The sequence below is a fragment of the Bradyrhizobium sp. 170 genome (genome assembly GCF_023101085.1).
GTDB lineage: Bacteria > Pseudomonadota > Alphaproteobacteria > Rhizobiales > Xanthobacteraceae > Bradyrhizobium.
Genome location: NZ_CP064703.1, coordinates 3,365,315 through 3,391,897, shown reverse-complemented (window position 1 = coordinate 3,391,897; position 26,583 = coordinate 3,365,315). Strand labels below are relative to the sequence as shown.

At 63.5% G+C, this 26,583-nt stretch carries 22 protein-coding genes; 13 read left to right on the top strand and 9 right to left on the bottom strand.

The features are described from left to right. Positions 1–99 precede the first annotated feature (99 nt). From hpaH to IVB05_RS15700, 6 genes are all read left to right on the top strand, one after another. Positions 100–906 (top strand): 2-oxo-hept-4-ene-1,7-dioate hydratase, encoded by an 807-nt coding sequence (hpaH, locus tag IVB05_RS15725; RefSeq protein WP_247785254.1) that lies wholly within the window; start codon positions 100–102, stop codon positions 904–906. Positions 907–935: 29 nt separating this feature from the next. Beyond that, positions 936–1,334: a 5-carboxymethyl-2-hydroxymuconate Delta-isomerase gene (locus IVB05_RS15720; protein WP_247785253.1), complete on the top strand. Its 399-nt coding sequence runs from the start codon at positions 936–938 to the stop codon at positions 1,332–1,334. Then, positions 1,327–2,862, top strand: coding sequence for a 5-carboxymethyl-2-hydroxymuconate semialdehyde dehydrogenase (gene hpaE, locus IVB05_RS15715; RefSeq protein ID WP_247785252.1), 1,536 nt, complete (start codon positions 1,327–1,329; stop codon positions 2,860–2,862). Before IVB05_RS15720 ends, hpaE begins: the two co-directional genes overlap by 8 nt. Before the next feature lie 124 nt (positions 2,863–2,986). After that, positions 2,987–3,970, top strand: coding sequence for a 3,4-dihydroxyphenylacetate 2,3-dioxygenase (gene hpaD / locus IVB05_RS15710; RefSeq protein ID WP_247785251.1), 984 nt, complete (start codon positions 2,987–2,989; stop codon positions 3,968–3,970). Between the two features lie 11 nt (positions 3,971–3,981). Then, complete coding sequence (locus tag IVB05_RS15705) at positions 3,982–4,851, top strand: fumarylacetoacetate hydrolase family protein (protein ID WP_247785250.1); 870 nt, start codon at positions 3,982–3,984, stop codon at positions 4,849–4,851. A gap of 29 nt (positions 4,852–4,880) precedes the next feature. Next, positions 4,881–6,509 carry a thiamine pyrophosphate-dependent enzyme gene (locus IVB05_RS15700; RefSeq protein WP_247785249.1) on the top strand — a complete coding sequence of 543 codons (1,629 nt, stop codon included), beginning with the start codon at positions 4,881–4,883 and terminating at the stop codon, positions 6,507–6,509. On the opposite strand, the gene IVB05_RS15695 is transcribed toward IVB05_RS15700, so the two are convergent. The 5 genes from IVB05_RS15695 to IVB05_RS15675 all read right to left on the bottom strand — a co-directional run bounded on the left by IVB05_RS15695 (position 6,506) and on the right by IVB05_RS15675 (position 11,551). After that, the gene (locus tag IVB05_RS15695; protein WP_247785248.1) at positions 6,506–7,744 is read right to left on the bottom strand and encodes an MFS transporter; all 1,239 of its coding nucleotides are present in this window, start codon (positions 7,742–7,744) and stop codon (positions 6,506–6,508) included. The genes IVB05_RS15700 and IVB05_RS15695 overlap by 4 nt on opposite strands. 187 nt (positions 7,745–7,931) lie before the next feature. Beyond that, positions 7,932–8,585 carry a DNA oxidative demethylase AlkB gene (gene alkB / locus IVB05_RS15690; RefSeq protein ID WP_247785247.1) on the bottom strand — a complete coding sequence of 218 codons (654 nt, stop codon included), beginning with the start codon at positions 8,583–8,585 and terminating at the stop codon, positions 7,932–7,934. A gap of 12 nt (positions 8,586–8,597) precedes the next feature. Further along, positions 8,598–9,338: a 2OG-Fe(II) oxygenase gene (locus tag IVB05_RS15685; RefSeq protein WP_247785246.1), complete on the bottom strand. Its 741-nt coding sequence runs from the start codon at positions 9,336–9,338 to the stop codon at positions 8,598–8,600. Between the two features lie 184 nt (positions 9,339–9,522). Continuing rightward, positions 9,523–10,209 (bottom strand): DUF2848 domain-containing protein, encoded by a 687-nt coding sequence (locus tag IVB05_RS15680; protein ID WP_247785245.1) that lies wholly within the window; start codon positions 10,207–10,209, stop codon positions 9,523–9,525. After that, positions 10,202–11,551 carry an amidase gene (locus IVB05_RS15675; protein ID WP_247785244.1) on the bottom strand — a complete coding sequence of 450 codons (1,350 nt, stop codon included), beginning with the start codon at positions 11,549–11,551 and terminating at the stop codon, positions 10,202–10,204. Before IVB05_RS15675 ends, IVB05_RS15680 begins: the two co-directional genes overlap by 8 nt. A 200-nt stretch (positions 11,552–11,751) precedes the next feature. Between IVB05_RS15675 and IVB05_RS15670 the strand changes: the two genes are divergently transcribed. The 4 genes from IVB05_RS15670 (at position 11,752) to IVB05_RS15655 (ending at position 15,685) form a co-directional block, all read left to right on the top strand. After that, positions 11,752–12,165, top strand: coding sequence for a Zn-ribbon domain-containing OB-fold protein (locus tag IVB05_RS15670; protein WP_247786706.1), 414 nt, complete (start codon positions 11,752–11,754; stop codon positions 12,163–12,165). A gap of 5 nt (positions 12,166–12,170) precedes the next feature. After that, entirely contained in the window at positions 12,171–13,310 is a 1,140-nt protein-coding gene (locus tag IVB05_RS15665) for a thiolase (protein ID WP_247785243.1), read from the top strand. A 100-nt stretch (positions 13,311–13,410) separates the two neighbouring features. Continuing rightward, positions 13,411–14,325: an SDR family oxidoreductase gene (locus IVB05_RS15660; protein WP_247785242.1), complete on the top strand. Its 915-nt coding sequence runs from the start codon at positions 13,411–13,413 to the stop codon at positions 14,323–14,325. Between the two features lie 193 nt (positions 14,326–14,518). Next, a complete protein-coding gene (locus tag IVB05_RS15655; RefSeq protein ID WP_247785241.1) occupies positions 14,519–15,685 on the top strand; it encodes an SMP-30/gluconolactonase/LRE family protein in 1,167 nt (388 codons plus the stop codon). A 187-nt stretch (positions 15,686–15,872) separates the two neighbouring features. Here IVB05_RS15655 and ppc read toward each other — a convergent pair whose 3' ends face one another. The 3 genes from ppc to IVB05_RS15640 form a co-directional block, all read right to left on the bottom strand. Next, a complete protein-coding gene (gene ppc, locus IVB05_RS15650) occupies positions 15,873–18,665 on the bottom strand; it encodes a phosphoenolpyruvate carboxylase (protein ID WP_247785240.1) in 2,793 nt (930 codons plus the stop codon). A 221-nt stretch (positions 18,666–18,886) separates the two neighbouring features. After that, positions 18,887–20,431: an acyl-CoA synthetase gene (locus IVB05_RS15645; protein ID WP_247785239.1), complete on the bottom strand. Its 1,545-nt coding sequence runs from the start codon at positions 20,429–20,431 to the stop codon at positions 18,887–18,889. A gap of 157 nt (positions 20,432–20,588) precedes the next feature. Then, a complete protein-coding gene (locus IVB05_RS15640; RefSeq protein WP_247785238.1) occupies positions 20,589–21,401 on the bottom strand; it encodes a crotonase/enoyl-CoA hydratase family protein in 813 nt (270 codons plus the stop codon). A gap of 103 nt (positions 21,402–21,504) precedes the next feature. Here IVB05_RS15640 and IVB05_RS15635 point away from each other — a divergent pair, with 103 nt between their 5' ends. Both IVB05_RS15635 and IVB05_RS15630 read left to right on the top strand, forming a co-directional pair. Further along, positions 21,505–22,377, top strand: a complete 873-nt coding sequence (locus IVB05_RS15635; protein ID WP_247785237.1) for an SDR family oxidoreductase — start codon at positions 21,505–21,507, stop codon at positions 22,375–22,377. 222 nt (positions 22,378–22,599) lie between these two features. Next, a complete protein-coding gene (locus IVB05_RS15630; protein ID WP_247785236.1) occupies positions 22,600–24,180 on the top strand; it encodes a fatty acid--CoA ligase in 1,581 nt (526 codons plus the stop codon). A 114-nt stretch (positions 24,181–24,294) separates the two neighbouring features. On the opposite strand, the gene IVB05_RS15625 is transcribed toward IVB05_RS15630, so the two are convergent. Continuing rightward, entirely contained in the window at positions 24,295–25,569 is a 1,275-nt protein-coding gene (locus IVB05_RS15625) for an acyl-CoA dehydrogenase family protein (RefSeq protein ID WP_247785235.1), read from the bottom strand. Positions 25,570–25,793: 224 nt separating this feature from the next. Between IVB05_RS15625 and IVB05_RS15620 the strand changes: the two genes are divergently transcribed. Then, on the top strand, positions 25,794–26,573 hold the full coding sequence (locus tag IVB05_RS15620) for an enoyl-CoA hydratase-related protein (RefSeq protein ID WP_247785234.1): 780 nt from the start codon (positions 25,794–25,796) through the stop codon (positions 26,571–26,573). The last annotated feature ends 10 nt before the right edge of the window (positions 26,574–26,583 follow it).

Here is a 26,583-nt window from a genome sequence, read left to right as displayed (position 1 = left end):
AGTTTTGCGGCGCAACAAGCATCAAATCAGTTTGCGCAATATAACTTAACATGTTAAACAAATTTCAGCACGCGCTTTTTGTAGAGCAGCCGGACGCCCATGGCCCTTTCCAGAGACGACATCCGCAGCGCCGCCGAAAGGCTCGATCGCGCCGAAAAGACCCGGAAACAGATCCGGCAGCTTTCGCTCGAACATCCCGGCATAAGCATCGAAGACGCCTACGCTATTCAAAAGGCCTGGGTCGATATGAAAGTCGCCGGGGGGCGTGTCGTGAAGGGCCACAAGATCGGCCTGACCTCGAAGGCGATGCAGAGCGCGCTCAATATCGACGAGCCTGACTCCGGCATCCTGCTCGACGACATGTTCTTTGCCGATGGCGGGCTGGTGCCGTCAGACCGCTTCATCGCCACCCGCGTCGAGGCCGAGCTCGCCTTCGTGATGAAGTCGCGGCTGGAGGGCCCGGACTGCACGATGTTCGACGTGCTCAACGCCACCGATTTTGTGGTGCCGGCGCTGGAGATTCTCGATACGCGGGTTGAACGCGTCGATCCGCAAACCAAATCCACCCGCAAGATCTTCGACACCATCGCCGACAACGCCGCGAATGCCGGCATCGTACTCGGCGGCCGCCCGATCCGGCCGATGGACGCCGACCTGCGCTGGATCGGTGCACTCTGCTTCCGTAACGGCCAGCTCGAGGAAACCGGGCTTGCGGCCGGCGTTCTCAACCATCCCGCTACATCCGTGGCCTGGCTTGCCAACAAGATCGCGCCGAACGGGCTGGCGCTGGAAGCGGGGCAAGTGGTGCTGGCGGGCTCGTTCATCCGCCCGATCGAGACCCGCAAGGGCGACACGATCCAGGCGGACTACGGTCCCTACGGTTCCGTGAGCTGTTACTTCGCCTGACGCGTTAAGAGAGCTGGAGTCATCGCAACATGCCGCACTTCACGATTGAATATTCAGGCAATCTCGATCGCCACGTCGACATGGGCGCGGTCGTGGAGCAGGTTCGCAAGGCCGCCGTCGAGACCGGCATCTTCCCGCTCGGAGGTATTCGCGTCCGCGCCGTCAGATGCGAGCACTATGCCATCGCCGACGGCCGCCAGGATTACAGCTTTCTCGACATGGTGCTTCGCCTCGGCGAGGGCCGCGACCTCGCCACCCGCAAGAAGGCCGGCGAACATATTTTCAAGGCCTTGTCGGCCCACCTTGACCCGGTGTTCGCGAACCAAAAGTTCGCGCTGTCGTTCGACATGCAGATCAACGACAAGGAAACAAGCTGGAAACGCAACAACATCCACGAAGCACTGAAAGTGGAGACTATCCATGGATAAGGCGACACCCAAGGACCTGTTTCAGGCCAACCGCGACCGCGCAGCGCCCCTGCTCGCCAAGTTAAAGAGCGAAGGCATCGGGCACATGATCGACGGCAAGACCGTGCCGTCGATCTCCGGCCAGACCTTTGAGACGAAGTCCCCGGTGGATGGCGCGGTGCTGGCGTCGGCGGCCCGCGGTAACGCCGAAGACATCGACCGTGCCGCAACCGCAGCCGCAACCGCCTTCAAATCCTGGCGCGAGATGTCCGCGGCGGCGCGGAAGAAATTACTGCATCGCGTGGCCGATGCGATCGAGGACCATGCTGACGACATCGCGGTGCTGGAATGCATTGACACCGGCCAGGCGCATCGCTTCATGGCCAAGGCCGCGATCCGGGCGGCCGAGAACTTCCGTTTCTTCGCTGACAAATGCGCCGAGGCCCGCGACGGCCTCAACACGCCGAGCGAGGAGCACTGGAACATCTCGACCCGGGTGCCGATCGGCCCGGTCGGCGTGATCACGCCGTGGAACACCCCGTTCATGCTGTCGACCTGGAAGATCGCCCCTGCCCTGGCCGCCGGCTGCACCGTCGTGCACAAGCCGGCCGAGTGGTCGCCGGTGACCGCCGACCTCCTGTCAAAGCTTGCGAAACAGGCCGGCCTCCCCGACGGCGTGCTCAACACCGTCCACGGCATGGGCGAGGAAGCCGGCAAGGCGCTGACCGAGCATCCCGCGATCAAGGCAATCGGCTTTGTCGGCGAGAGCTCGACCGGCTCGGCCATTATGGCCCAGGGCGCCCCCACCCTGAAGCGCGTCCATTTCGAGCTCGGCGGCAAGAACCCGGTGATCGTGTTTGATGACGCCGACCTCGACCGGGCGCTGGATGCGGTCGTCTTCATGATCTACTCGCTGAACGGCGAGCGCTGTACCTCGTCGAGCCGGCTGCTGGTTCAGCAAGGCATCGCCGGAAAATTCATCGAAAAGCTGACCGCCCGGGTCAAGGCGCTGAAGGTCGGGCACCCCCTCGATCCCGCCACCGAAATCGGGCCGCTGATCCATGAGCGGCATCTCGCAAAGGTCTGCAGCTATTTCGATGTCGCCAAAAAGGACGGCGCCACTATTGCGGTCGGCGGAAAGCCGTATGACGGTCCGGGCGGTGGACATTACGTGCAGCCGACGCTGGTCACCGGCGCAAATTCGAAAATGCGGGTGGCGCAGGAGGAAGTGTTCGGACCGTTCCTCACCGTGATCCCCTTCAAGGACGAGAAGGACGCGATCGAGATCGCCAACGGCGTGCAATACGGCCTCACCGGCTATGTCTGGACCGGCGACATGGGCCGGGCGCTGCGGGTGGCGGATGCGCTGGAGGCCGGCATGATCTGGCTCAACTCCGAAAACGTCCGCCATCTGCCGACGCCGTTTGGCGGCATGAAGGCCTCAGGTATCGGTCGCGATGGCGGCGATTACTCGTTCGACTTCTACATGGAGACCAAGCACGTCTCGCTCGCGCGCGGGACGCACAAGATTCAGAAGCTGGGAATCTAACAACAGTGGTCATTCCGGGGCGACGCGCAGCGTCGAGCCCGGAATCCATCGCCACCGGGAAAATGGATTCCGGGCTCAGCCCTGCGGGCTGCCCCGGAATGACGAGCCAGATTGAGGAAACCGCATGCCCGTTCCGACACACATCTTCGACCCGCCGTTCAACATCATCCGCTGCAGCCATGCCGTGCTCGATGTCGTCGACCTCAACAAGAGCCGCGCGTTCTACGAGAACACCGTCGGCCTCCATGTCGAGGACAGCGACGCCATGGCGGTGTACCTGCGCGGCAGCGAGGAGCATCAGCATCACTCGCTGGTGCTGCGGAAGGCCCCGGTCGCGGCCTGCAACCGCCTTGGCTTCAAGGTCGGCAATGACGGCGATCTCGACAAGGCCGCCAGCTTCTTTTCCGAGAACAGCATCACCTACGCCTTCGTCGAGCAGCCGTTCCAGGGCCGCACGCTGCAATTCACCGATCCCGCTGGCTTCCAGCTCGAACTTTACGCGACGATGGACAAGCGCCCGCATCTGCTGCGGCGCTACGACCTCTACAAGGGCTGCCATCCGCAGCGGCTCGACCATTTCAACGTCTTCGCGCCTGAAGTGCAAAACACCGTCGACTTCTACGCCCGGCTCGGCTTCCGCCTGACCGAATATGGCGAGGAAGACGGGCCGAACGGGCGCATCGCGGCGGCCTGGATGCACCGCAAGGGCAATGTCCATGACTTCGCCATCACCAACGGCCGCGGCCCTCGCCTGCATCACATGGCCTATTGGACGCCGACAGCGATGAACATCCTGCATCTGTGCGACGTGATGGCATCCAGCGGTTACCTGAAGAACATCGAGCGCGGCCCCGGCCGCCACGGCATCTCGAACGCGTTCTTTCTGTATGTCCGCGATCCCGACGGCCACCGGCTCGAACTCTACACCAGCGATTACTTCACCGGCGATCACGACCACGAGCCGCTGCGCTGGTCACTGAAGGACCCGCGCCGGCAGACGCTGTGGGGCGCGCCCGCGCCGCGCTCCTGGTTCGAGGAAGGTACGCCCTTCGCCGGCCAGGCCGTGCGCGAGCCGGCCTTCGTCGCCGATGTCACGATTGCGGATTGATCGGATAGAGAATGGCCCCTCCCCGCCTCGCCACTTACACCGTCAACGGCGCGCAGAAATACGGCGTCGTGACCGATGCCGGCATCGTCGATCTCTCTGCGCGTTTCGGAAAGGAGTATCCCACACTGCGCGAAGCCATCGCTGATGGCGCGCTGATGAAACTTGCCGAAGATGCCGCGAAGCGCACGCCGGACCATGCGCTCGATGCGATCACATGGCAGCCGCCGATCCCCTCGCCGGAAAAGATCATCTGTATCGGCGTGAACTATCCGGACCGCAACGCCGAGTACAAGGATGGCCAGGACGCGCCGAAATATCCGAGCATGTTCATGCGGACGCCGCGTTCGTTTGTTGGCCACAACACGCCGCTGGTGCGCCCGCGCGCCTCCGCGCAGCTCGATTACGAGGGGGAGCTGGTGCTGGTCATCGGCAAGGCCGGACGGCATATCAAGGAGCGCGACGCGCTTGACCATATCGCCGCGGTCACGCTCTGCAACGAAGGCACCATCCGCGACTGGGTGCGCCACGCCAAGTTCAATGTCACCCAGGGCAAGAATTTCGATTCCACCGGCAGCCTCGGCCCGTGGATCGTGCCCTACACAGACGAAAGCCAGATCGCCGACATCCGCCTCACCACGCGGGTCAATGGCGAGACGCGGCAGGACGACCGCACCGGGCGGTTGATCTTCGGCTTCCGTTACCTCATCAACTATCTCTCGACCTTCACCACGCTGGTACCCGGTGACGTCATCGTGACGGGAACGCCGACGGGGGCCGGCGCGCGGTTCGACCCGCCGCGCTATCTCAAGCCCGGCGACGTCATCGAGGTTGAAGCCGATGGCGTCGGCGTGCTGAAGAACGGCGTGGCCGACGAAGCCTGATCAATCCTGAGAAGCGAGTGGACCGAACGATGAAATCAACCTCCGGCGGCGAAGCGATCGTCAATGGCCTCGTCGCGCATGGCGTCGATACGGTGTTCGGCCTGCCCGGCGCGCAAACCTACGGCCTGTTCGATGCCTTCCATCAGGCGCAATTGAAGGTGATCGGCGCGCGGCACGAGCAGGCTTGCGGCTACATGGCCTTTGGTTATGCGCGGTCCTCGGGGCGCCCCGGCGTATTCAGCGTGGTGCCCGGCCCCGGCGTGCTCAATGCGGGCGCGGCCCTGCTCACTGCATTCGGCTGCAACGAACCGGTGCTGTGCCTGACCGGTCAGGTCCCGACGGCGTTTCTCGGCAAGGGCCGCGGCCATCTGCACGAGATGCCCGACCAGATCGCGACGCTGCGCACGTTTGTAAAATGGGCCGACCGCATCGAATATCCCGACGTCGCGCCCGCGATGGTCTCGCGCGCGTTTCAGGAAATGATGTCGGGACGCCGCGGTCCGGTATCGCTGGAAATGCCGTGGGACGTATTCACGCAGCGCGCGGAGGTCGGCCCTTCAAAGGTGTTCGACACCCTGCCCGCCCCGCAGCCCGACCCTGACCGTATCAAGGCCGCCGCTGACCTCATCAAGGCCAGCAAGCGGCCGATGATCTTCGTCGGCAGCGGCGCGATCCATGCGCGCGAGGAAATCCTCGAACTGGCTGAAATGATCGATGCGCCCGTGGTGGCGTTCCGCAGCGGGCGCGGCATCGTCTCCAACGCCCACGAACTCGGGCTGACCATGGCGGCGGCGTACAGGCTGTGGCCGACCACCGATCTGATGATCGGGATCGGCACGCGGCTGGAGCTGCCGACGATGTCGCGCTGGCCCTACCAACCCGACGGCCTGAAATCGGTTCGTATCGATATCGATCCCGTCGAGATGCGGCGGTTCACGCCGGACGCAGCCGTGATCGCGGATGCCAGGGCCGGCACCGCCGATCTGGCGGCGGCGGTGAAGAAGGCCGGCTACAGCAAGAGCAGCGGCCGGCGTGGCGAGATCCGTGAGGCGACCGCGGCGGCGCATCAGGAGATCCAGAAGGTGCAGCCGCAAATGGCGTATCTGAACATCCTGCGCGACGTGCTGCCGGCCAATGCGATCGTCACCGACGAGCTGTCGCAGGTCGGCTTCGCTTCCTGGTACGGCTTTCCGATCTACGAGCCGCGCACCTTCATCACCTCGGGCTATCAGGGCACGCTCGGCTCTGGCTTCCCGACCGCGCTCGGCGCCAAGGTCGCCAATCCGGACCGGCCAGTGGTCGCGATCACAGGCGACGGCGGCTTCATGTTCGGCGTGCAGGAACTGTCGACCGCCGTGCAATTCAAGATCGGCGTGGTGACGCTGGTGTTCAACAATAACGCCTACGGCAACGTGCGCCGCGACCAGCGTGAACGCTTCGATGGCCGCGTGGTGGCGTCCGACCTCGTCAATCCGGATTTCGTCAAGCTCGCAGAATCCTTCGGCGTTGGCGCGGCACGCGTGACGTCACCCGATCACTTCCGCCCCGCGCTGGAAAAGGCGCTGACCGACGGCGGGCCTTACGTTATCTCGGTGGAGGTGCCGACTGATTCGGAAGTCTCGCCGTGGGCGTTCATTCACCCGGCGAAGAACGTCTAGACCCGCCGGGCTTGCATACTCCGCTGCATCCGCGACGCCGCGATCACCAGTAGCCCCGCGCCGGCGACCGACCAGCACGCCACCGGCGCCCAGTGCAGCAGCGGCGCGTATTCCGGCAGCTTTTGCAGCCCGCCGGCGACCGCCGCCATCCGCGCAAAGGTCGCGAGCGCCAGCGCGGAGAAGACGAGCCCCACCACCTTGCCCTCGGCGCCGGTCTCCCCGATCGCCAGCGCCGCCGAAACCGCGGCCATCAGCATGCAGCCCCACGCCGCGCCCGCAACGAATTGCGCTGCGATCAGCATATTGAGGTTACCGGCGTACTCCGCGCCGAGAACGGCCAGTGCGCCGAACAATGCGGCCGCTCCCATCACGATCAGCCCGCCGCGGTGCTTGACCACCACGCTGGCCGGAAACATCGCGATGTTGAAGCCGATCCAGAACACCGGCATCAGCCATGGCAGCTCATCCGGCTTGGCGAAGCGCAGGAAGAACGGCGTGCTGTTGATGGAAAAATGCAGTTGATAGCCCAGCGAGAGAATGACCATCGAGGCGATGAAGAACATCGGCACCTGACCGAGCGATTTGGCGGGCACCGCCGGTGGTTTCGCGGCAAGAGGCGCCTGCGCCAGATCACGTTCGACCTTCGACAGAGCGAGCGTCGTGATCAGCAGCACGGCGCCTGAGATCACAAAAGGCAGCCGCGGGTCGTGATTGCGCAGCACCACGCCCAGATAGGGCGATACCGCGCCCGCCAGACCGTAGCCGAGCATCGCCAGCGCCGACAGAAACGGGATCGCCGGCCGCGCGCCGTATTTGCCGAGTAACGTCAGCGGCGGCGCGCGCAGCGCCGATGACGTCACGACCCAGATCAGGATCAGTCCGATGAACCAGACCTGCGCGCCCGGACCCGTGCCGGCCACAAACGGCAGCGCGACAAAGGCCGCGCAGGAGATCGCGGTCAGGACGCCGACGAAGACGCCGAGCTTGCCGACGAACGGCGCGATCCTGTCGGCGGCAATCCCCATTGCGGTGTCGGTGATGGTGAAGATCGCCTGATCCAGCATCAGGATGAGGATCACGGCTGATGGCGCGATCCCGACCTCTGCGCACAGCTTTGGCAGGTAGATGACGTAAGTGGTCCAGCCCAGCGTGAACACGAACTGCAGCACGGCGAGATAGACGCCGGTGCTGTTGGCGGTGGAATTGGTCTCGGACGTTACCTCTGATGTGGTCATGTCAGCCCCCCGGCGGAGGGAGCATAGACCAAGGTAACCCGCGATGGAACGCCTCTTGCCTTCTCCCCTTGTGGGAGAAGGTGGCTCGCATCGTCAGATGCGAGACGGATGAGGGGTCTGCCTCCACGGAGAGAACCCCTCATCCGGCGCTACGCGCCACCTTCTCCCACAAGGGGAGAAGGAAAGATCATCGCGCTTTTCGAAAAGTCAGGTTGATGCGATGGCGGCCCATGACAGCATGTTCGCCATCGGCTAGCGGCGCCACGCCGTGAAAGAACAGCCGCGACGAGCCGCCCCAGACCACGACGTCGCCGTGCTCCAGCCGGTAGCGGCGCGGCTTGTCGGCGCGCTTCAGGCCGCCGAACAGGAAGATCGCAGGCAACCCGAGCGATACCGAGACGATCGGCGCGGCAAAATCCTGCTCGTCCTTGTCCTGATGCAGCGACATGCGAGCGCCGGGCTCGTAGCGGTTGACGAGGCAGGCATCCGGCGCAAAGCCGTCGAAGCCGCCCGCGGCGGCCGCCTGCTCCGCCAGTTGACAAAACACGGCAGGCATCGCCGGCCAAGGCTGCCCGGAATTGGGATCGGTACCGTCGTAGCGATACCCGCTGTGATCGGTGACCCAGCCTGCGGTGCCGCAATTGGTCATCGCCACCGACATCTGGTGACCGCCGGGCGTGAACATGCGCCGGAACGGCGCTTGCGCGATGATCTCGCGGAGCGCTGCGACGACTTCGCCCTCAAACGGCCGTGCAAATCCGCGCAGCAAGACAGCGCCCTCCGTCATCGCTTCACGCGACGGGCGCGCATCCGGAACGGCCTCGAACAAATCCGCAGTCAACTCAGTCCGCACTCATTTGGCATCGTGGAAGATCACACCAACGGTATGGCGGTGGCCGGAGCGGATCCGGCTGACGCCATGGCGCAGATTAACGCGGTAGGGCCCGCGCGTCCCCTGCACCGGCCGATGATGCACAGCAAAGGCCACCGCATCGCCCTGCCTGAGCGGAACCACCTCGGGCCGCGACTGCATCCGCGGCCGCTGCTCCGTCAGCACGAACTCGCCACCTTCGAAATCTCGCCCCGGTTCCGACAGCAGGATCGCGACCTGCAGCGGAAACACGTGCTCGCCATAGAGGTCCTGATGCAGGCAATTGTAGTCGCCCTCGCCATATTGCAGCAGCAGCGGCGTCGGCCGCGTCTGCCCGGCGTCGTGGCAGCGCTTCAGAAACACTTCGTGCCGGTCGGGATAACGGATGTCGATCCCCATGGTCTCGTTCCAGCGATTGGCCGTTCCGCAAAGCCGCGCATAGAGCGCGGGCCGCAACTGCGCGATCAGGTCGGGCAGCGGATAGGCAAAATATTTGTATTCGCCGCGGCCAAAGCCGTGGCGCCCCATCACGATCCGGCTACGAAAATTCTTGTCATCGGGATAGAGCGCGGCCAGTGCAGCGCATTCATCAGGCGACAGCAATTCCTTCAGGACGGCGCAGCCCTGCGCGTCGAGGTCGGTGGTCGCCTGCGCCCAGTCGATGGCAGCGACGCGGGAGGCGATGTCGGGGGAACGGTCGATATTTCTTGCGGTTGCTTTCATGCTGGCAGTCTCGCAAACCACCCGGACTTTCGCCACCCGATTTCCGGCAGGCCCTCACCACGTCGTCCCTGCGAACGCAGGGACCCATACCGCGTTGTCCTATCGATAAAGCGAGACGGCTAACGTCTTCAAAAACAATTGGTGCCGCGGTGTATGGGTCCCTGCGTTCGCAGGGACGACAGGATCAACCCAGCACCGGCATCGTGATCACGTCATAGCCGTGACTGATCTTCCGCTTCAGCACGGGATCCTCCAGTTCGAACTCGAAGCGATCAGCCGGGCGGATGCCGCCCTTGGCGGCAAACGTGCCGCCGAACATGGCGCAGCCGTCGGGCAGGCCCTTTCCGCCGAAGCCGCGGTCGATCAGATCCTTCACCGGCAGCATGGCGTCCAGCGTGCCCTCCTGATACAGCACGCGCGCGCCGTCGATGACGGCCCAGGATCGCAGGATCATCTTGTCCCAGTGAGCGATGACGTCCTCGAGCTCCCATAGTACCGAAGCCACCGGCTTGTCGCACATCTGTTTGGAGACCGTGACGCTGTAGGCTTCCACCTTGCGGTCGGTATGGTCGGAGCCGCAGCCGACGAAGATCCGGCCTTGCCAGCCGATCAGCACGAACTCGACCTCGCCGCTGGAGTCCCCGCCCGAAACCTCGATGCGGTCGGCCTGCGTAATCCGCCGCGCCGAGCAGCGGTAATAGATCGGCGTCGAAGCTGGCCGCGCGATGCCGATCGCTTCGAGTTCGGCGATGTGCTTGTCGCGCGCCACCGGATCGCGGCCGGTCCAGCCGGCGATGACGGCCTGATCGATCGCAAGCGTCAGCGGCGTCAACATACCCTTGTCGTCGACATTGAAGGTCAAATCAAACACGGATGATGTTCTCCATTCCGGCGGCGAGTTCGAAGATGCGGCGATCCGATCCGCCCGCGGCGGCCAGCATCAGCCCGACCGGCACCTCGCCTTCGCGATGTGCCGGCAGCGAGATCGCGCAGCCGTCGAGCATGTTGATCAGCGTGCAGTTGCGCAAAGCGCGCAGATTCTGCGTGGCGAAGGCCTGGTCATCGGCAAGATCGGCTATCCTGGGTGGCGCATTTGCCGTCGTCGGCAGCACCAGCGCGTCATAGGGCGCGATGCGCTGTTCCGTTCGCGCAATGAACGAACGGCGCGCCTTGAGGATGTCGATATAGTCCGCCGCGCTGATGCCTTCGCCGCGCAGGATGCGGACGCGCACGCGGGGGTCGTAGACGTCGCCTTTGCTGGTGAGCAGGTAGCGGTGCCAGGCGTAGCTCTCAGCGGCGGCAAAACCTCCCTTGCTGTTCATGACGCCGATATCGTGAAATTCCGGCACCTCGATCCGCTCGATCGACGCGCCCTGCCGCGACAGCGTCTCAAGCGCACGTTCGAAAGTCTTTGCGACCTCTTCGTCGAGGTCGTCCAGCGCGATCGTGGTCGGCACCGCCAGCCGCATGCCCTTGACCGGGCGCGGCTGCAACGGCTGCACGGCTTCATCCGCAAGCATGGCGTCAAGCACTGCGCAGCAATTGACACTGCGCGCCAGCGGCCCAAAGCTGTCGAGCGAGAAAGACAGCGGCACGCCGCCGTCGAGCGGCACGCGGCGTTGCGTCGGCTTGAAGCCAACGATGCCATTATAAGCCGCCGGAATCCGGCAGGAGCCGCCGGTATCGGTGCCGAGCGCGCCATGGGCCATGCGATCGGCGATCGAGACCGCAGCGCCCGAGGACGAGCCGCCGGGCACGTGGCCGACGCTGCGACTCCAGATGCTTTTCGGCGTGCCGTAATGCGGATTGATGCCGATGCCGGAATAGGCGAATTCGGTCATGTTGGTGCGGCCAATGACGATGAAGCCCGCCCGGCGCAGCCGCGCCACCACAGGCGCATCGGCCTCAGCCGGCGCTGAATCCTCCAGCGCGCGGGAGCCGGCGCGGGTCACCTGCCCCTTGATGTCGTAGAGGTCCTTGATCGACACGGGAATGCCGGCATAGGGCGACAGTGCGGCGTTGGCTTTCCGCAGATGATCCATCGCATCCGCAGCGGCGAGCGCCGCATCCTTGTCGACGTGTATGAAGGTCCGCGCACCCTCGCCTGCCGGATCGGCAATCCTTGCGAGACATGCCTCGACCAGTTTGCGCGCGGTGGTGCGCCCAGTGTCGAGGTCGGCGGCCAGGCTGGCGAGTGTCGGATGGTTCGGCATGGTGTTCTTGATTACTTCCTGTGCGATTTACCGTGGCGCGGACTATCTCCGATGACGGGCTGGCATACAAGCGCTCTCACGCGCAGGGAATGCGGCCATGCGACAGCACCGCTGCTGGGACCGTTGACGGAGATCGGTCAATGTCGCATCAAGACCGCAACATGCGGGCCGACGCCCGCGCCCCAAGGAGAATAGCCGATATGGCGGAGCCCGCGCGCGCCAAACCAAAACCCACGCCTGAAACGCAGCATTTCTGGGATGGAACGCGGGCCGGCGAGTTGCGCCTGCAGCGTTGCGATGCCTGCGCCAATGTCTATTTCCCGCCGCGCCCGTTCTGCCCCTCCTGCGCCTCGCGCAAGGTCTCGATCTTCAAGGCGAGCGGCAAGGGCACGCTCTACAGCTACGTCATCAACCACCGTCCGGCAGCGCCCGGCTTCACCCCGCCTTATGCGATCGCGGTCGTCGAACTCGACGAAGGTCCGCGCATGATGAGCAACATCATCGATTGCCCGCAGACGCCCGAGGCGCTCGAACTCGACATGAAGCTCGAAGTCGCGTTCGAAAAACTCGACGACAAGATCACTCTTCCCCTGTTCCGTCCGGCGAAGGGTTAAGCACCATGCGCAAAAATGCCGTCGCCGTCGTCGGCGCAGCCGAAACCACCGAGCTCGGCGTCATCCCCAACATGTCGCAGATCCAGTTGCACGCCGATGCGGCGCTCAACGCCATCGCCGATGCCGGGCTGAAACTGTCCGATATCGACGGCATTGCCACCGCGGTCGAAACCCCGCAGCAGATCGCCCATTACCTCGGCATCACGCCGACCTGGGTCGACGGCACGTCTGTCGGCGGCTGCTCGTTCATGCTGCATGTCCGCCATGCGGCGGCCGCGATCGAGGCCGGGCTCTGCAAGACCGTGCTGATCACGCATGCAGAAAGCGGCAAGTCGATGATCGGCAAACTGCCCCGCTCGACGCCGCCTGACAGTTTGAACGGCCAGTTCGAGTCGCCGTTCGGCGTCTACGGCCCGCCCAGCATGTTCCCGATCCCCGTGCTGCGCTACATGAAGACCTACGGCATCACCCACGAGCAGATCGCCATGGTCGCGGTGGCGCAGCGGGAATGGGCCGCGAAGAATCCACGCGCGACCATGAAGGCGCCGATCACGGTCGAGGACGTCCTGAATTCGAAGATGATCGCCTATCCATTTCGCATCCTGCAATGCTGCCTCGTCACCGACGGCGGCGGCGCGCTGATCCTTACCTCCGCCGACCGCGCCAAGGACTTTCCGAACAAACCGGTGTATATCCTTGGCACCGGCGAAAGCGTAGAAACGCCGATGGTCAGCCAGATGGAGACGTTCAACTCTTCGCGCGCCTTCAAGGTCGCAGGCCCGACCGCCTTCCGCGAAGCCGGCATCGCCCACAAGGACGTCGATCATCTGATGATCTACGACGCCTTTGCGCATCTGCCGCTTTTTGGTCTGGGCGATCTCGGCTTCATGCCGCACGAGGAGACCGGCAAGTTCATCGCCGACGGCAATACCCGCTCCGGCGGCAAGCTGCCGCTCAACACCAATGGCGGCGGATTGAGCTATATGCATTCCGGCATGTACGGCATGTACGCGCTGCAGGAGAGCGTGCGGCAGATGCGCGGCATCGCGCCGGCACAGGTCAAGGACGCGAAAGTCTCGGTCTGTCACGGTGTCGGCGGCATGTTCGCGGCATCGGGCACGATTATCTTTACGAACGAGAAGTAATCACCTTCGTCATTCCGGGATGGTCCGAAGGACCAGACCCGGAATCTCGAGATTCCAGCTCCGCGCGCCCCGGAATGACGGAGGACAACAGGAGAGTCCAATGGCAAAATCACTGCAAGACAAGGTCATCATCGTCACCGGCGCAGGCCGCGGCATCGGACGCGAGATTGCGCTGCTCTGCGCTGCGGAGGGAGCAAAAGTCGTCGTCAACGATCCCGGCGTTGCCGCCGACGGCGCCGGATCGAGCGCGGCACCCGCCGAGGAAGTGGTCGAGGAGATCAAAAAGCGCGGCGGGACTGCGGTCGCCAATTTCGAGTCGGTGGCGGAAGCGATCCCCGCGAGCAAGATCGTGAAGACCGCGACCGATCATTTCGGCCGGCTCGACGGCGTGGTCAACAATGCCGGCATTTTGCGCGACATGATCTTCCACAAGATGAGCGTGGAAGCGTTCGAGGCCGTCATCAAGGTGCACCTGATGGGCTCGTTCTACGTCTCTCACGCCGCGGCGCGGATTTACCGCGAACAGGAGAGCGGCTCCTTCGTGCACTTCACCTCGACCTCGGGCCTGATCGGCAATTTCGGCCAAGCCAACTACGCCGCCGCCAAGCTCGGCATCGTAGGCCTGTCGAAGTCGATCGCGCTCGACATGGGCCGCTTCAACGTGCGCTCGAACTGCGTCTCGCCATTCGCCTGGACCCGCATGATCGGCACCATCCCGACCGAGACCGAGGCGGAGAAGGCACGCGTGGCGAAAATCCAGCAGATGGGGCCGGAGAAGATCGCGCCGGTCTGCGCCTATCTGCTCAGCGACGCCGCCAAGGACGTCACCGGACAGATCTTCGGGGTACGGATGAACGAGATCTTCCTGTTCAGCCAGAATCGTCCGCTGCGCTCCGTGCAGCGGAGTGAAGGCTGGACGCCGCAAACCATCGCCGAGCATGGCATGCCCGCGCTCAAGGGATCGTTCTACAAGCTCGATCGCTCCGCGGACATTTTCCCCTGGGATCCGATCTGAGGAATACGTAGCCCGGGTGGAGCGCAGCGAAACCCGGGAATTTGGGAACGTCGGCCCCGGATTGCGCTTCGCTCCATCCGGGCTACGGCCATGCCGCACGCCGTCACCCCAATTATTCCACCACAGCCCGCCCGCTTTATGCCGGATTGCGGGCCGATGTTGTCCTTCCAACAAAAAAACTTGGGAGGAAATCATGACAACCTCGCTGACCTTTCCCGATCCCCAACAACAGCGCGGCGGTTTCGACCGTCGCAAGATATTGACCGGCGCAGCAGCATTCGCCGCCTCCGCGGTAACGATGAAGACGGCTTCTGCGGCTTCCGTCGCGCCGCTCGGCCAGACCGGCGCGCCAACAACGGCATCGCCGCCCCTGCCGCTCGGCCCGCTTCCCGGCGCCCGCTATCCGGACTCTCGCCTGGAGTCGATGAAGAAGCCGAAGGTTTCGTTCGGGCCGACAGGCTTTCCGGCCTTCGCCGGCACCATGGCGGTCGAGCGCGTCGCCACCGGATTCCGCTGGGCCGAAGGTCCGGTCTACTTTCCGGCTGGGCGATATGTTCTGTTTAGCGACATTCCCAATAACCGCATCATGCGCTTCTCGGAGGATGACGGTCATCTCAGCGTTTACCGTCAGCCGTCGATGAACTCGAACGGCAATACCATTGATCGGGAAGGACGCCTGATCACCTGCGAGCATAGCGGCCGACGGGTCACCCGGACCGAACTCGACGGCTCGATCACGATCATCGCCGACAAATACAATGGCAAGAAGCTGAACTCGCCGAACGACGCGGTCGTCGCGGCCGACGGTTCGATCTGGTTCTGCGACCCAGCCTACGGTATCGGCGGCTTTTACGAGGGCATCAAGGCCGACGCCGAGCAGGAAAAGAAAAACGTCTACCGGGTGGATCCGAAATCCGGCGACATCAAGATGGTGGTCGATGACTTCGTGCAGCCGAACGGCCTTTGCTTCTCGCCTGACGAGAAGAAGCTCTATATCTGCGATACCGGCTTCACCGACGGGCCGGACAACCCGTCGCATATCCGCGTGTTCGACGTGGATCTCGCGGCCGGAAGGCTTTCGAACAGCAAGGTCTTTGCGGACATGCCCAAGCCCAGCATTACCGACGGGCTGCGCTGCGACACCGCCGGGCGTCTTTGGTGCTCCGTAGGTTGGGGCGATCCGAATGAGGACGGCGTGCGCTGCTACACGCCTGACGGCGATCTCCTCGGCAAGATCCACATCCCGGAAACTGTCGCCAATTTGTGCTTCGGCGGTCAGCAGCGAAACAGACTTTATATCTGCGGCTCGTCATCGCTGTATGCGGTTTATACGAGTGCGCAGGGCGCGATGAAGCCGTGAGAAGCTCTGAGGGCGCGAATAATTTTTGAACCTGCGACCTCACCACGAGTCGTCCCCGCGCACGCGGGGACCCATAACCACAGGGTCCTGTTGTTGGAGGATGGTCTCTCCCATCCTGCCTTACTGATAGATCACGCGGTATGGGTCCCGGCGTTCGCCGGGACGACGGTGGAGCGAGTGGCGTCCCTCACCCGCTATTCCGCAACCCTGCCGAAATCCCGTTGATCGTGAGCTGAATCCCGCGCAGCACCTGCTCGTCCGGGTTCTGCGCGCGGTGCTCCTTCAGCAATTCCACCTGCACGTGGTTGAGCGGGTCGAGATAGGGGAAGCGGTTGCGGATCGATCGTTCCAGCAGCGGGTTGCCCTGCAGCAGCCGTTCGTGCCCCATGATGTCGAGCAGCGTCTCGATCGACGAATGCCATTCGCGCCGGATGCGCCCAAAAATGCTTTCGCGCAATTTCACGTCGGGCACCAGTTCGGCGTAACGCGAGGCGATCGCGATCGAGCTTTTCGCCAGCACCATGTCCATGTTCGACAACAGCGTGCGGAAGAACGGCCATTCGCGATAGAGTTCCTGCAGGAGTGGCATGCCCTGCTCCGGATGTTCCGCAATCCAGGTCTCGACTGCGGAGCCGAACCCGTACCAACCCGGCAGCATCAGCCGGCACTGCGCCCAGCTGAACACCCAGGGAATCGCGCGGAGGTCCTCGATCTCGCGGGTCTTCTTGCGCGACGCCGGGCGGCTGCCGATGTTGAGCGTCGAGATTTCGGTGATGACGGTCGAGCCCCAGAAATAATCGGCAAAGCCGTCGGTCTCGTAGACCAGCCCGCGATACGCCTTGAATGCCAAGGCGGACAATTGCTCCATCGCGGTCAGATATTCCTTGCGCGGCGCGCTCTGCCGCGGATGCAGCAGGCTTGCCTCCAGCGTGGCAGCGGCCAGGATTTCCAGATTGCTGCGGCCGACCTCGGGGTTGGAATATTTGCTCGAGATGATTTCGCCCTGCTCGGTGATGCGGATCTGGCCGTTCACGGCGCCGCCGGGCTGCGCGATGATGGCGTCATAGCTCGGGCCGCCGCCGCGGCCGACCGATCCGCCACGGCCGTGAAATAACCGCAAGCGCACATGGTGGCGTTCGAACACCTCGACAAGCTCGATTTCGGCCTTGTAGAGCTCCCAGCCCGAGGTGACGAAGCCGCCATCCTTGTTGCTGTCGGAATAGCCGAGCATCACTTCCTGGATGCCGCCGCGGCTGTCCACCAGCCGGCGATAATCGTGCAGCGACAGCATCTGGTCCATGATGCCGGATGACGCCTGCAAATCCTCGATGGTCTCGAACAGCGGCACGATATTGATGGCGCTGCGACCGGAGGGATTGACGAGGCCGACCTCCTTCAGCAACAGCGCCACCTCCAGCATGTCGGACATCCCCTTGCACATGGAGATGATGCATTGGTGGATCACGTCGGCGCCGAACTTGGCGTGCGCCTCGGCTGCGGCGTGAAACACCGCGAGTTCGCCCAGCGTCTCCTCGCTGTATTTGACAAAGGACGACGCCAGCGGCCGCGGGTTGCGCAATTCGCCCGCCAACAGCGCAACGCGGGCCTCTTCGCCGAGCGCGAGGTAGGACGTGCCGGGAGTCGCGGCGTCGAGCAACTCCGCCACCGTGCGTTCATGCACCGCGGAATTCTGCCGGATGTCGAGCCGGGCGAGATGGAAGCCGAAACAATCCACGGCCCGGCGCAACGACCGCAGCCGTCCGCGCGCGATGACGCCGGAATTGTTCGCAATCAATGAACGCTCGAGCACGTCGAGATCGGCCTTGAATTCCTTCACGCTTGCATAGGGCGCGGCCTCGCCGACCGGCCGGCGCGTGGTTTCAACCTCCAGCCGCACCGCGGTCGCAGTCAGCCGGGCATAGATGCCGGACACCGCCAGCCGATACGGTTCGCCGCTCCGATGCGGCGATTTGTCGGGCGAGCGCCCGGCCAGCGCGCGCAATTCGTCGGAGACGTCGGCAAGATGCGCCGCCAGCGACAGTTCCGAGCCGAGGACGTGCAACTCCTCCAGATAGAAGTTCATCACCCGGCTCGACTGCAGCCGCAAGGTACCGCGCATGACGTCGGCGGTGACGAACGGATTGCCGTCGCGGTCGCCGCCGATCCAGCTTCCCATGGTCAGGAACGACGCCAGCTCGCCGGGCGTGCCGCCCTCCTCCTGGTTCAGCCGGTCTTCCAGTGCGCAGTGCAGCCGCGGCACCTCGTGCAGGAAGGTGTAGTCGTAGAATGACAGGCCGTTGGCGACTTCGTCGAGCACGGTCAGCTTGGTCCTGCGCAGCAGATTGGTCTGCCACAGCGTCAGCACGGCACGGCGCAACTGCTCGGCGCTGGCCTCAACCTCTTCCGGCGTGAGCTGCACCCGCTCGCGACGGTCGAGCAATCCGGCGATTTCCATCTCGCGGTCGATCGTGCTCTTGCGGCGAACTTCGGTGGGGTGCGCGGTCAGCACCGGACTGACCTGGGCCTCCCCAAAGAAGCGGCGCAGGTCGGCGGCGCTGAAGCCGGCCGTCTTTGCGTGGGCCAGGGTCTGCGTCAGCGTGCTCGGCCGCGGCCCGCCGGCGCCACGCCCGCGCATTTGACGGATGTTGTTCTGATCTTCGGCGATGTTGGCGAGATGAGAGAAATAGCTGAAGGCGCGGACGATGCGCACGGTATCGCTGGTCGACATGCTGTCGAGGATCGTCTCCAGCTCCCGCCGCGCCAGCTTGTCCTCGTCGCGATGGAACCGGATCGAGGTCTGCCGGATGCGTTCGACAAGGTCGAACACCTCGGCGCCTTCCTGGTCCCGCACGGTGTCGCCGAGAATCCGCCCGAGCAGGCGGATATCGGTCCGCAGCCGGGCATCCTCCTCCAGCGCCAGCGTTTCCTCGGTACGGTTGAACCGGACCTCGATCTCGGGAGGCATGGTCTGGGAAGACATTGGCTGGCCACCTCAGAAATTGCCCGGCAATTCCGAGTGTGCAATTTTTTTGCCGCAGTGCAAGATAAAGATTGGCGGCTTGCCTGGCGTCGTCCCTGCGAACGTTCGCAGGGACCCATACTCCATGTCGTCTCTTTAGGGCACGCTGGGCGAGACCTTTCGCGAGCGCCGCAGCCTGTGGTTATGGATCCCTGCGTTCGTTCGCAGGGACGACGAGATACCTAAATCCTCCGCCCCGCCCGCTCCCAATAGGGATCGCGCAGGCGGCGCTTGAAGATCTTGCCGGAATCTTCCCGCGGCAGGTTGGCCTGGATTTCGATGTGTTTCGGCACCTTGTAGTCAGCCAGCGATATCTTGAGCTGGGCGCGGACGGAGGCGATGTCGAGCGTCACGCCCGGCTGCGGCTCCACCACGGCCATCAGCGCCTCGCCGAACTCCGCGTCGGGAATACCGAACACTGCGCAGTCATGCACGCCAGGGATTGCATGCAACGCGGCTTCGATCTCGGCCGGATAGATGTTGACGCCGCCCGAAATCACCATGTCGCGCTTGCGGTCGCAGATGAAGACGTAGCCGTCGGCGTCGATGTAGCCGACATCGCCCGAGGTGATGAAGCCGTCGCGATCGATCTCGGCGCGCTTTTCCGGCTTGTTGTGATAGGTGAAATCAGGGTTGCCTGATATGCGCGAATAGATTTCGCCGATCTCGCCCTGTGGCAGTTCCTTGCCGTCGTCGCCGATGAAGCGTAATTCCGCGCCGGGCGAAATCTTGCCGACGGTGCCGGGCTTTTTCAGCGCATCTTCGGAAGTGGCAAAGGTGACGGCACCCGATTCGGTCGAACCGTAGAACTCGTAAATGATCGGCCCCCACCATTCGATCATCGCGCGCTTGACGTCGGCCGGACAGGGCGCAGCGGCATGGATGATGTGGCGTAGCGAGGACATGTCGTATTTCTTGCGGACCTCCACCGGCAGCTTCATCAGGCGGATGAACATGGTCGGCACCATGAAGATGGTGTCGATCTTCTCGGTCTCGACCACGCGCAAAAATTCTTCCGCATCGAAGCGCGGCATGATCGCCAGCGCGCCGCCGAGGCGGCCGGCGCGCAGGCCGAACGAGTTCGGCGCGGAATGATACAACGGCCCCGGAAGCAGCGCGCGGGCGCCCGGCTTGAGGCCGTAGATCAGGCTGCGCATACGTTCGGCGTTGGCGCTCTGTTCCGGTGTCGGGGCAAAGCGGCGCACGCCCTTGGGATGGCCTGTCGTGCCCGAAGTGTAGATCATGTTCTGCGGCTGCGGCACCGCCGGCCCGTCATAGCGCGGGTGCTGCTTCAGCCAGGATTCGAAATTGATCGCAAAGTCGGGCGTGGTGAGGTGATCGGGGTTGATCTTGTAGTTGGCGAGGATTTCCGGTGGCGTCGGCACGCTGAGCGCAGTGACGCCTTGCGGGATCGCCTCGCGCAACTGGTGCAGCATGTCGGCATGCGCAATCAGCACCGAAGTGCCGGAATCCTTCAGCACATAATTGATCTCTTCCGGCTTGAAGTGCCAGTTGACCGGCACGCCATAGGCACCGAGCCGCATCGCGGCATAGGCCGCCTCGATGAAGGCGATATCATTGCGCATCAGCGTGGCGACGCTGTCACCCTGCTTGACGCCGAGTTTTTGCAAGCCGCTGGCAATGCGGTCGGCGCGATCGGCAATCTCGTCGTGGCCGCGCCTGCGCGGGCCGCTGATGATGCCGAGGAAGGGAGAGGAGTCGGTCATTGCCTTGTTCTTCTTTATTGAAAGACGCTCTTACTATCGTCATCACCGGGCAGAAGTGCGTCTTCGCGCTAGATGCCCCGGTGATCCGCGTCTTACTTCTGTTGTCGGACAAGAAGACGTGGCTGGCCGGGACAAGCCCGGCCATGACGGAACGTGGTTAAGCTTCCGCAAACCGCGGCGCGCGTTTTTCCATGTTGGCACGCACCGCCTCGGTCTGGTTGGGGCTGCCCAGCAACTTCTGCTGCTCGATGGATTCGGCAAGCAGCGCCGGACCGGGATCGACGGACAAATTGTTCAACATGCGCTTGGCGGCGCGGATCGCATCCGGGCTCTTGCCGGCGATTTCACGCGCGACCTCGAGGGCCGCTGCAAGCGGATCGTCGCAGATCCGCGTCGCGAGGCCATAGCTCATGGCTTCCTGCGCCGAGAAGATGCGGCCGGTATAGGTGAGGTCGCGCAGGATATCGTCACGGACGAGGCTCGCGAGAATGGGCGTGCCGGCCATGTCGGGCACCAGGCCCCATTTGATCTCCATGATTGACATCCGCGCGTCCGGCGTGAGGAAGCGCATGTCGGCACCGAGCGCGAGCTGGAACCCGCCACCGAACGCCACGCCCTGGATCGCGGCGATGACAGGCACCGGAAGCTGCCGCCAGCCCCAGACCGCCTGTTGCGGAAAGTTCGCAAGCCCATGCGTGCGTGCAGACAGGTCCCGTTTCTCGCCACCGGCGATCCCGTTACCGCCGTTTTCCTTCATCGCGGCGAAGCGTCCCATATCAAGACCGGCGCAAAACGCCCGCCCCTCCCCGGACAATACTACCGCTCGAACGCCTTTTTCATGGGCAAGCCGCTCGGTTGCGGCCACCAGCGCCTCAAACATCGCGGCATCGAGCGCGTTCATCTTGTCGGCCCGCACCAGCCGGACATCGGCAATGCCGTCCGAAATCGAGATCGAAACGCGTTGCTCCATGAAAAATCTCCTCGCTGATATCTTCAGTTGCGGCTTTACAGAACGGTGTTGTCCGGTTTTAGTCAATCGACCAATTAACAGACAATCCCCGTGGGTGGAAACGATGTTCAACGATCAGCTTCTCGCCGGGCGGCGCATTCTCGTGACCGGAGGCGGCACCGGCCTCGGCAAGTCCATGGCCGCACGATTTCTCCAACTGGGAGCCGAGGTCCACATCTGCGGTCGCCGCAAAATCGTGTGCGATGAGACCGCGACCGAATTGATGGACCTTCATGGCGGGCGTGTGATCAGCCACGGCGTCGACATCCGCAATGCGATGGCCGTCGACGAAATGATCGAAGCGATCTGGACCGAAGGTCCCCTCACCGATCTCATCAACAACGCTGCCGGAAATTTCATCTCGCGGTCGGAAGAGCTCTCGCCGCGCGGCTTCGATGCCGTCGCCAACATCGTGATGCATGGCACTTTCTATGTGACGCATGCGGTCGGACGGCGCTGGATCGCCGCCAAGCTGCCCGGCAATGTGGTGTCGATCACCGTGACCTGGGTGCGCAACGGCTCGCCCTATGTGGTGCCGTCGGCGATGAGCAAATCGGCGATCCACGCCATGACGATGTCGCTGGCGGTCGAATGGGGCAAACACGGCATCCGCCTCAACACGATTGCACCCGGTGAAATCCCGACCGAGGGCATGAGCAAGCGCATCAAGCCCGGCGACGAGGCCGGCGCGCGCACCCGGGCGCAGAACCCGATGGGCCGGGTCGGCACCATGGAGGAGTTGCAGAACCTCGCGGTGTTCCTGATCTCCGGTGGCTGCGACTGGATCAACGGCGAAACCATCGCCATGGACGGCGCGCAGGCGCTCGCGATGGGCGGCAATTTCTATCAGCTGCGCGACTGGAGCGACGACGACTGGAACGCGGCGCGCGACTCGATCAAGGCGCAAAACGAAAAGGACCGCGCGGCAAGGGGGTGATCTCCGCTGTCGTTCCTGCGAACGCAGGGGGCGATAGCCACCACCGTCGCCCGTTTTTGCGAAGACAACTAGCTCTGTCGTCTCACCGATAGGCCGCAGCGTATGGGTCCCCGCGTCCGCGGGGACGACATGTTGAAGCATCCCGGCCTCCACCCCGTATTGTCTTTGTTGCCGGATGACGCCAAACTCCGCGCAACGAAAACAAGACGCTACGGGAGAGACATGTCCGTTTCGCAGCAACTGACGAACCTTGCCGACATGGTGCGCGACCGCGCCAGGACACTTGGGAACGCGCCGGCCTATGAGTTCGAGGGACGCCAGACCAGCTTCGCCGAATTCGACATCAACACCAACCGCGTTGCGAATGCGCTGATTGCGCTCGGCGTCAAGCCGGGTGAGCGGATCGCCTATATCGGCAAGAACAGCGACTTCTATTTCGAATTGTTGATGGGCGCGATGAAGGCCAATGTGGTGATGGCACCGGTCAACTGGCGCCTCGCGGGCCCAGAGGTTGCGTTCATCGTCACCGACTGCAAGGCGCCAGTGCTGTTCGTAGGCCCTGAATTCATCACCCAGGTTCGCAACATCAGGGCGCAACTGCCTGACGTGCGCCACGTGATCACCACCGAGGGCGGCGCACCGGAATGGCAGGATTTTGCTGCTTGGCGCGACGCCGCAAGCGGCGACGACCCAAAGGTGCCGATCAGTCCGAAGGACATCGCGATCCAGCTCTATACGTCGGGCACCACGGGCAAGCCCAAGGGCGCGATGCTGTCGCATGCCAACTTCCTCAATCTGGTGAACGCCGGCGACGAGGCCGAGAAGCCCGAGTGGAACAAATGGACCAGCGACGACGTATCGCTGGTGGCGATGCCGATCTTCCATATCGGCGGCTCCGGCTGGGGCGTGATGGGCCTCTATCACGGCGCCAAGGGCGTGATCGCGCGCGAGTTCGATCCGACCCGGATTTTGGATTTCTTCGAACAGTCCGGAATTACAAAACTGTTCATGGTGCCGGCCGCGATGCAGTTTGTGGTGCGACAGCCGCGGGCGCGGCAGGTGGATTTCTCCCGCCTGAAATATATGCTCTACGGCGCCTCGCCGATTCCTGCTGCGCTCTTGAAGGAGTGCATCGAGGTTTTCAAATGCGGCTTCGTGCAGCTGTACGGCATGACCGAGACGACGGGCACCATCGTAGCCCTTCCGCCCGAGGACCACGTCGAGGGGCTGGAGCGGATGCGCTCCGCCGGCAAGGCGCTGCCCGGCATCGAGCTTGCGATCCTCGACCCTGATGGCAAGCGATTGCCGCCACGCCAGGTCGGCGAAATTGCCACCCGCTCCGGCTCCAACATGGCCGGCTACTGGAACCTGCCCGAGGCAACCGCCAGGACGCTCGGCAGCGACGGTTGGCTGCGCACCGGCGATGCCGGCTACATGGACGAGGACGGCTACCTCTATATCCACGACCGCATCAAGGACATGATCATCTCCGGCGGCGAAAACATTTACCCGGCCGAAGTCGAAAGCGCGATCTGCGATCACCCTGATGTGGCCGAAGCCGCCGTGATCGGCATCCCCGACGACAAGTGGGGCGAAGCGGTCAAGGCGATCGTTGTGATGAAGCCCGGCAAGCAGGCGACCGCCACCGACATCATCAATTTCACCCGTGAGCGCATCGCGGGATTCAAGGCGCCGAAGTCGGTCGACTTTCTGCAGGCGCTGCCGCGCAATCCGTCGGGAAAGATTCTGCGGCGGAATTTGCGTGATCCGTATTGGGCGGGCAAGGACCGGCAGGTGAATTGATCTCGCTTCGTAGGGTGGGCAAAGCGAAGCGTGCCCACCAGCCGCTGTTGTGATCGGGATAGATGGTGGGCACGGCGCAAGTGCGCCTTTTCCCACCCTACGATTCCGAAATCGCTAATGCTTCCCCGCCCCCATATACCCGAACAGGAATCCCGCGACCTTGCGCTTCTGGATTTCCTCGCTCCCCTCGGTGATGCGGTAGCGGCGGTGGTGACGGTAGATGTGTTCGAACGGCTTGTGGCGCGAATAGCCCATGCCGCCGTGCACCTGCATGGCGCGGTCGGCGGCCTCGCAGCACAGGCGGTTGGCCCAAAAATTACACATCGACACCCGGTCGGATAGCGTGTGCTCGACCTGCGCTTGCGTGAGCTGGTCCATCTCCCATGCGGTCTTGCGGATCAACAGCCTGAGCATCTCGGCCTGCGTCGCCAGTTCCACCAGCGGCCACTGGATCGCCTGGTTCTCGGCCAGCGCCTTGCCGAACGGTTTTCGCTCGCGCGCATATTTGACGCTCTCGTTAATGCAGTAGACGGCCGCGCCCAGCGAACTCGCCGCCTGGCGAATCCGGTTCTCGTGCACAAAACATTGCGCCAGCGACAGGCCGCGGCCGATTTCGCCGAACAGCGCATCCTCAGGGACAAACACATCCGTGAAGCTGACGCGCGGATGGTCCGTCGGCATGTTGAAGGTCCACATATACTCCTCGACTTTCACGCCTTCGCTCTTGGCCGGCACCAGCAAACAGGTGATGCCACGCGCATCGCCGTCATTACCTGAGGTGCGGGCGAACAGCGCGCAATGGGTGGCGACATGCATGCCCGTCGTCCACATCTTCTGGCCGTTGATGATCCAGCCCTTGACGTTGTCGCGGGTCGCCTGCACCGCCCTGGTTTCCATATGGGTCGCATCCGAGCCGTGCTCGGGCTCGGTGAGGCCGAACGTGATACGATATTTTCCCGTGATCGAGCCGTCGATCATCGCCTTCTGATCGTCGGTGCCGTAGCGGTCGAGCATGGTAACGATGGGCAAATTGCCGACGATCGAATGTTCGTTCTGCAAATCATTGTGCAGGCCGAGGCCCTTTGACGCAAAGTGCTCGCGGATCACGGCCATCCAGAGGTTGGAACCATCCTTGCCGCCGTAGCGCTTCGGGATCGCGAAGCGCAAATGGCCGGCGGCGTCGGCACGATTCTTGGCCTTGCGGAGCAGCGCTTCCCATTCGTGACGCGGCAGGCCGCCGTTTTCGAAATCGGTGCGCGCCCATTCGCGGCGGTGATCGAAGAAGCGGATGTTGTCGTCGGCTTCCTCCAGCGGCTTGATCTCGCGCGCGATGAAGCGGTCGAGCTCGTCGAGATAGGCCGTGAGGTCGGCAGGCAGGTTGAAATCCAAGGCGGTCTCTCCCGGAAATGTCGTTTGTTTTGATTTGCGTTCAGGCGCTACGCGAGCGCTCCTGCTCGGACCGATTTAGGTTGGAAGACCCGGTCCAAGTCAAGCAACGGAATCGAGCTTGGCACGCGCAGGCGCCTTGCGTAATTGGATGGTATCGAACGCCGCGCCGGCGCTATGATCGTGGCCAATATTCTTCGCCGCAGAAAATCGAAACGGGAGCAAACATGGACCTGAAATTCTCCAAGGTAACGCGCAAGGGACCGATCACGATCATCACGCTGTCGCGGCCCGAAGTGTACAACGCGTTGCATATCGACGCGCATTTCGAACTCAACAAGGTGTTCGACGATTTCTCCGCCGACCCTGCGCAATGGGTCGCGATCGTCACCGGCGCCGGCGACAAGGCGTTCTGCGCCGGCAATGATCTGAAATGGCAGGCCGCAGGCGGCAAGCGCGGCTGGGACAAGGGCGGCTTCGCCGGCCTCACCTCGCGGTTCGACTGCGACAAGCCGATCATCGCCGCTGTCAACGGCGTGGCGATGGGCGGCGGTTTCGAGATCGCGCTGGCCTGCGACCTCATCATCGCCGCGGAGAATGCGACCTTCGCGCTGCCCGAGCCCCGCGTCGGCCTCGCAGCCCTCGCCGGCGGCGTGCACCGGCTGCCGCGGCAGATCGGGCTGAAGCGCGCCATGGGCATGATCCTCACCGCGCGCCACGTCTCGGCCAAGGAGGGTCTTGAACTGGGTTTTGTGAATGAGGTGGTTCCCGCCGGCGAAGCGCTGGCGGCGGCCGAGCGATGGGCGGAGACGATCTGCAAGAATTCGCCGATGTCGATCCGCGCGTCGAAGCAGGCGATCCAGCGCGGGCTCGACGGATCGCTGGAACAGGCGATCGCCGAGCAGCGGGAGTACCCGGCGGTGAAGGCGATGGCGGCCTCGCAGGATTACATCGAGGGACCAAAGGCGTTTGCGGAGAAGCGCCCGCCGAAATGGTTGGGGAAATAAGGATCCCTTG

Bases quoted from the DNA above. Each gene is read 5' to 3' on its own strand.
- hpaH (WP_247785254.1), top strand. From the start codon at position 100: ATGGCCCTTTCCAGAGACGACATCCGCAGCGCCGCCGAAAGGCTCGAT.
- IVB05_RS15720 (WP_247785253.1), top strand. From the start codon at position 936: ATGCCGCACTTCACGATTGAATATTCAGGCAATCTCGATCGCCACGTC.
- hpaE (WP_247785252.1), top strand. From the start codon at position 1,327: ATGGATAAGGCGACACCCAAGGACCTGTTTCAGGCCAACCGCGACCGC.
- hpaD (WP_247785251.1), top strand. From the start codon at position 2,987: ATGCCCGTTCCGACACACATCTTCGACCCGCCGTTCAACATCATCCGC.
- IVB05_RS15705 (WP_247785250.1), top strand. From the start codon at position 3,982: ATGGCCCCTCCCCGCCTCGCCACTTACACCGTCAACGGCGCGCAGAAA.
- IVB05_RS15700 (WP_247785249.1), top strand. From the start codon at position 4,881: ATGAAATCAACCTCCGGCGGCGAAGCGATCGTCAATGGCCTCGTCGCG.
- IVB05_RS15695 (WP_247785248.1), bottom strand. From the start codon at position 7,744: ATGACCACATCAGAGGTAACGTCCGAGACCAATTCCACCGCCAACAGC.
- IVB05_RS15685 (WP_247785246.1), bottom strand. From the start codon at position 9,338: ATGAAAGCAACCGCAAGAAATATCGACCGTTCCCCCGACATCGCCTCC.
- IVB05_RS15675 (WP_247785244.1), bottom strand. From the start codon at position 11,551: ATGCCGAACCATCCGACACTCGCCAGCCTGGCCGCCGACCTCGACACT.
- IVB05_RS15670 (WP_247786706.1), top strand. From the start codon at position 11,752: ATGGCGGAGCCCGCGCGCGCCAAACCAAAACCCACGCCTGAAACGCAG.
- IVB05_RS15665 (WP_247785243.1), top strand. From the start codon at position 12,171: ATGCGCAAAAATGCCGTCGCCGTCGTCGGCGCAGCCGAAACCACCGAG.
- IVB05_RS15660 (WP_247785242.1), top strand. From the start codon at position 13,411: ATGGCAAAATCACTGCAAGACAAGGTCATCATCGTCACCGGCGCAGGC.
- IVB05_RS15655 (WP_247785241.1), top strand. From the start codon at position 14,519: ATGACAACCTCGCTGACCTTTCCCGATCCCCAACAACAGCGCGGCGGT.
- ppc (WP_247785240.1), bottom strand. From the start codon at position 18,665: ATGTCTTCCCAGACCATGCCTCCCGAGATCGAGGTCCGGTTCAACCGT.
- IVB05_RS15645 (WP_247785239.1), bottom strand. From the start codon at position 20,431: ATGACCGACTCCTCTCCCTTCCTCGGCATCATCAGCGGCCCGCGCAGG.
- IVB05_RS15640 (WP_247785238.1), bottom strand. From the start codon at position 21,401: ATGGAGCAACGCGTTTCGATCTCGATTTCGGACGGCATTGCCGATGTC.
- IVB05_RS15635 (WP_247785237.1), top strand. From the start codon at position 21,505: ATGTTCAACGATCAGCTTCTCGCCGGGCGGCGCATTCTCGTGACCGGA.
- IVB05_RS15630 (WP_247785236.1), top strand. From the start codon at position 22,600: ATGTCCGTTTCGCAGCAACTGACGAACCTTGCCGACATGGTGCGCGAC.
- IVB05_RS15620 (WP_247785234.1), top strand. From the start codon at position 25,794: ATGGACCTGAAATTCTCCAAGGTAACGCGCAAGGGACCGATCACGATC.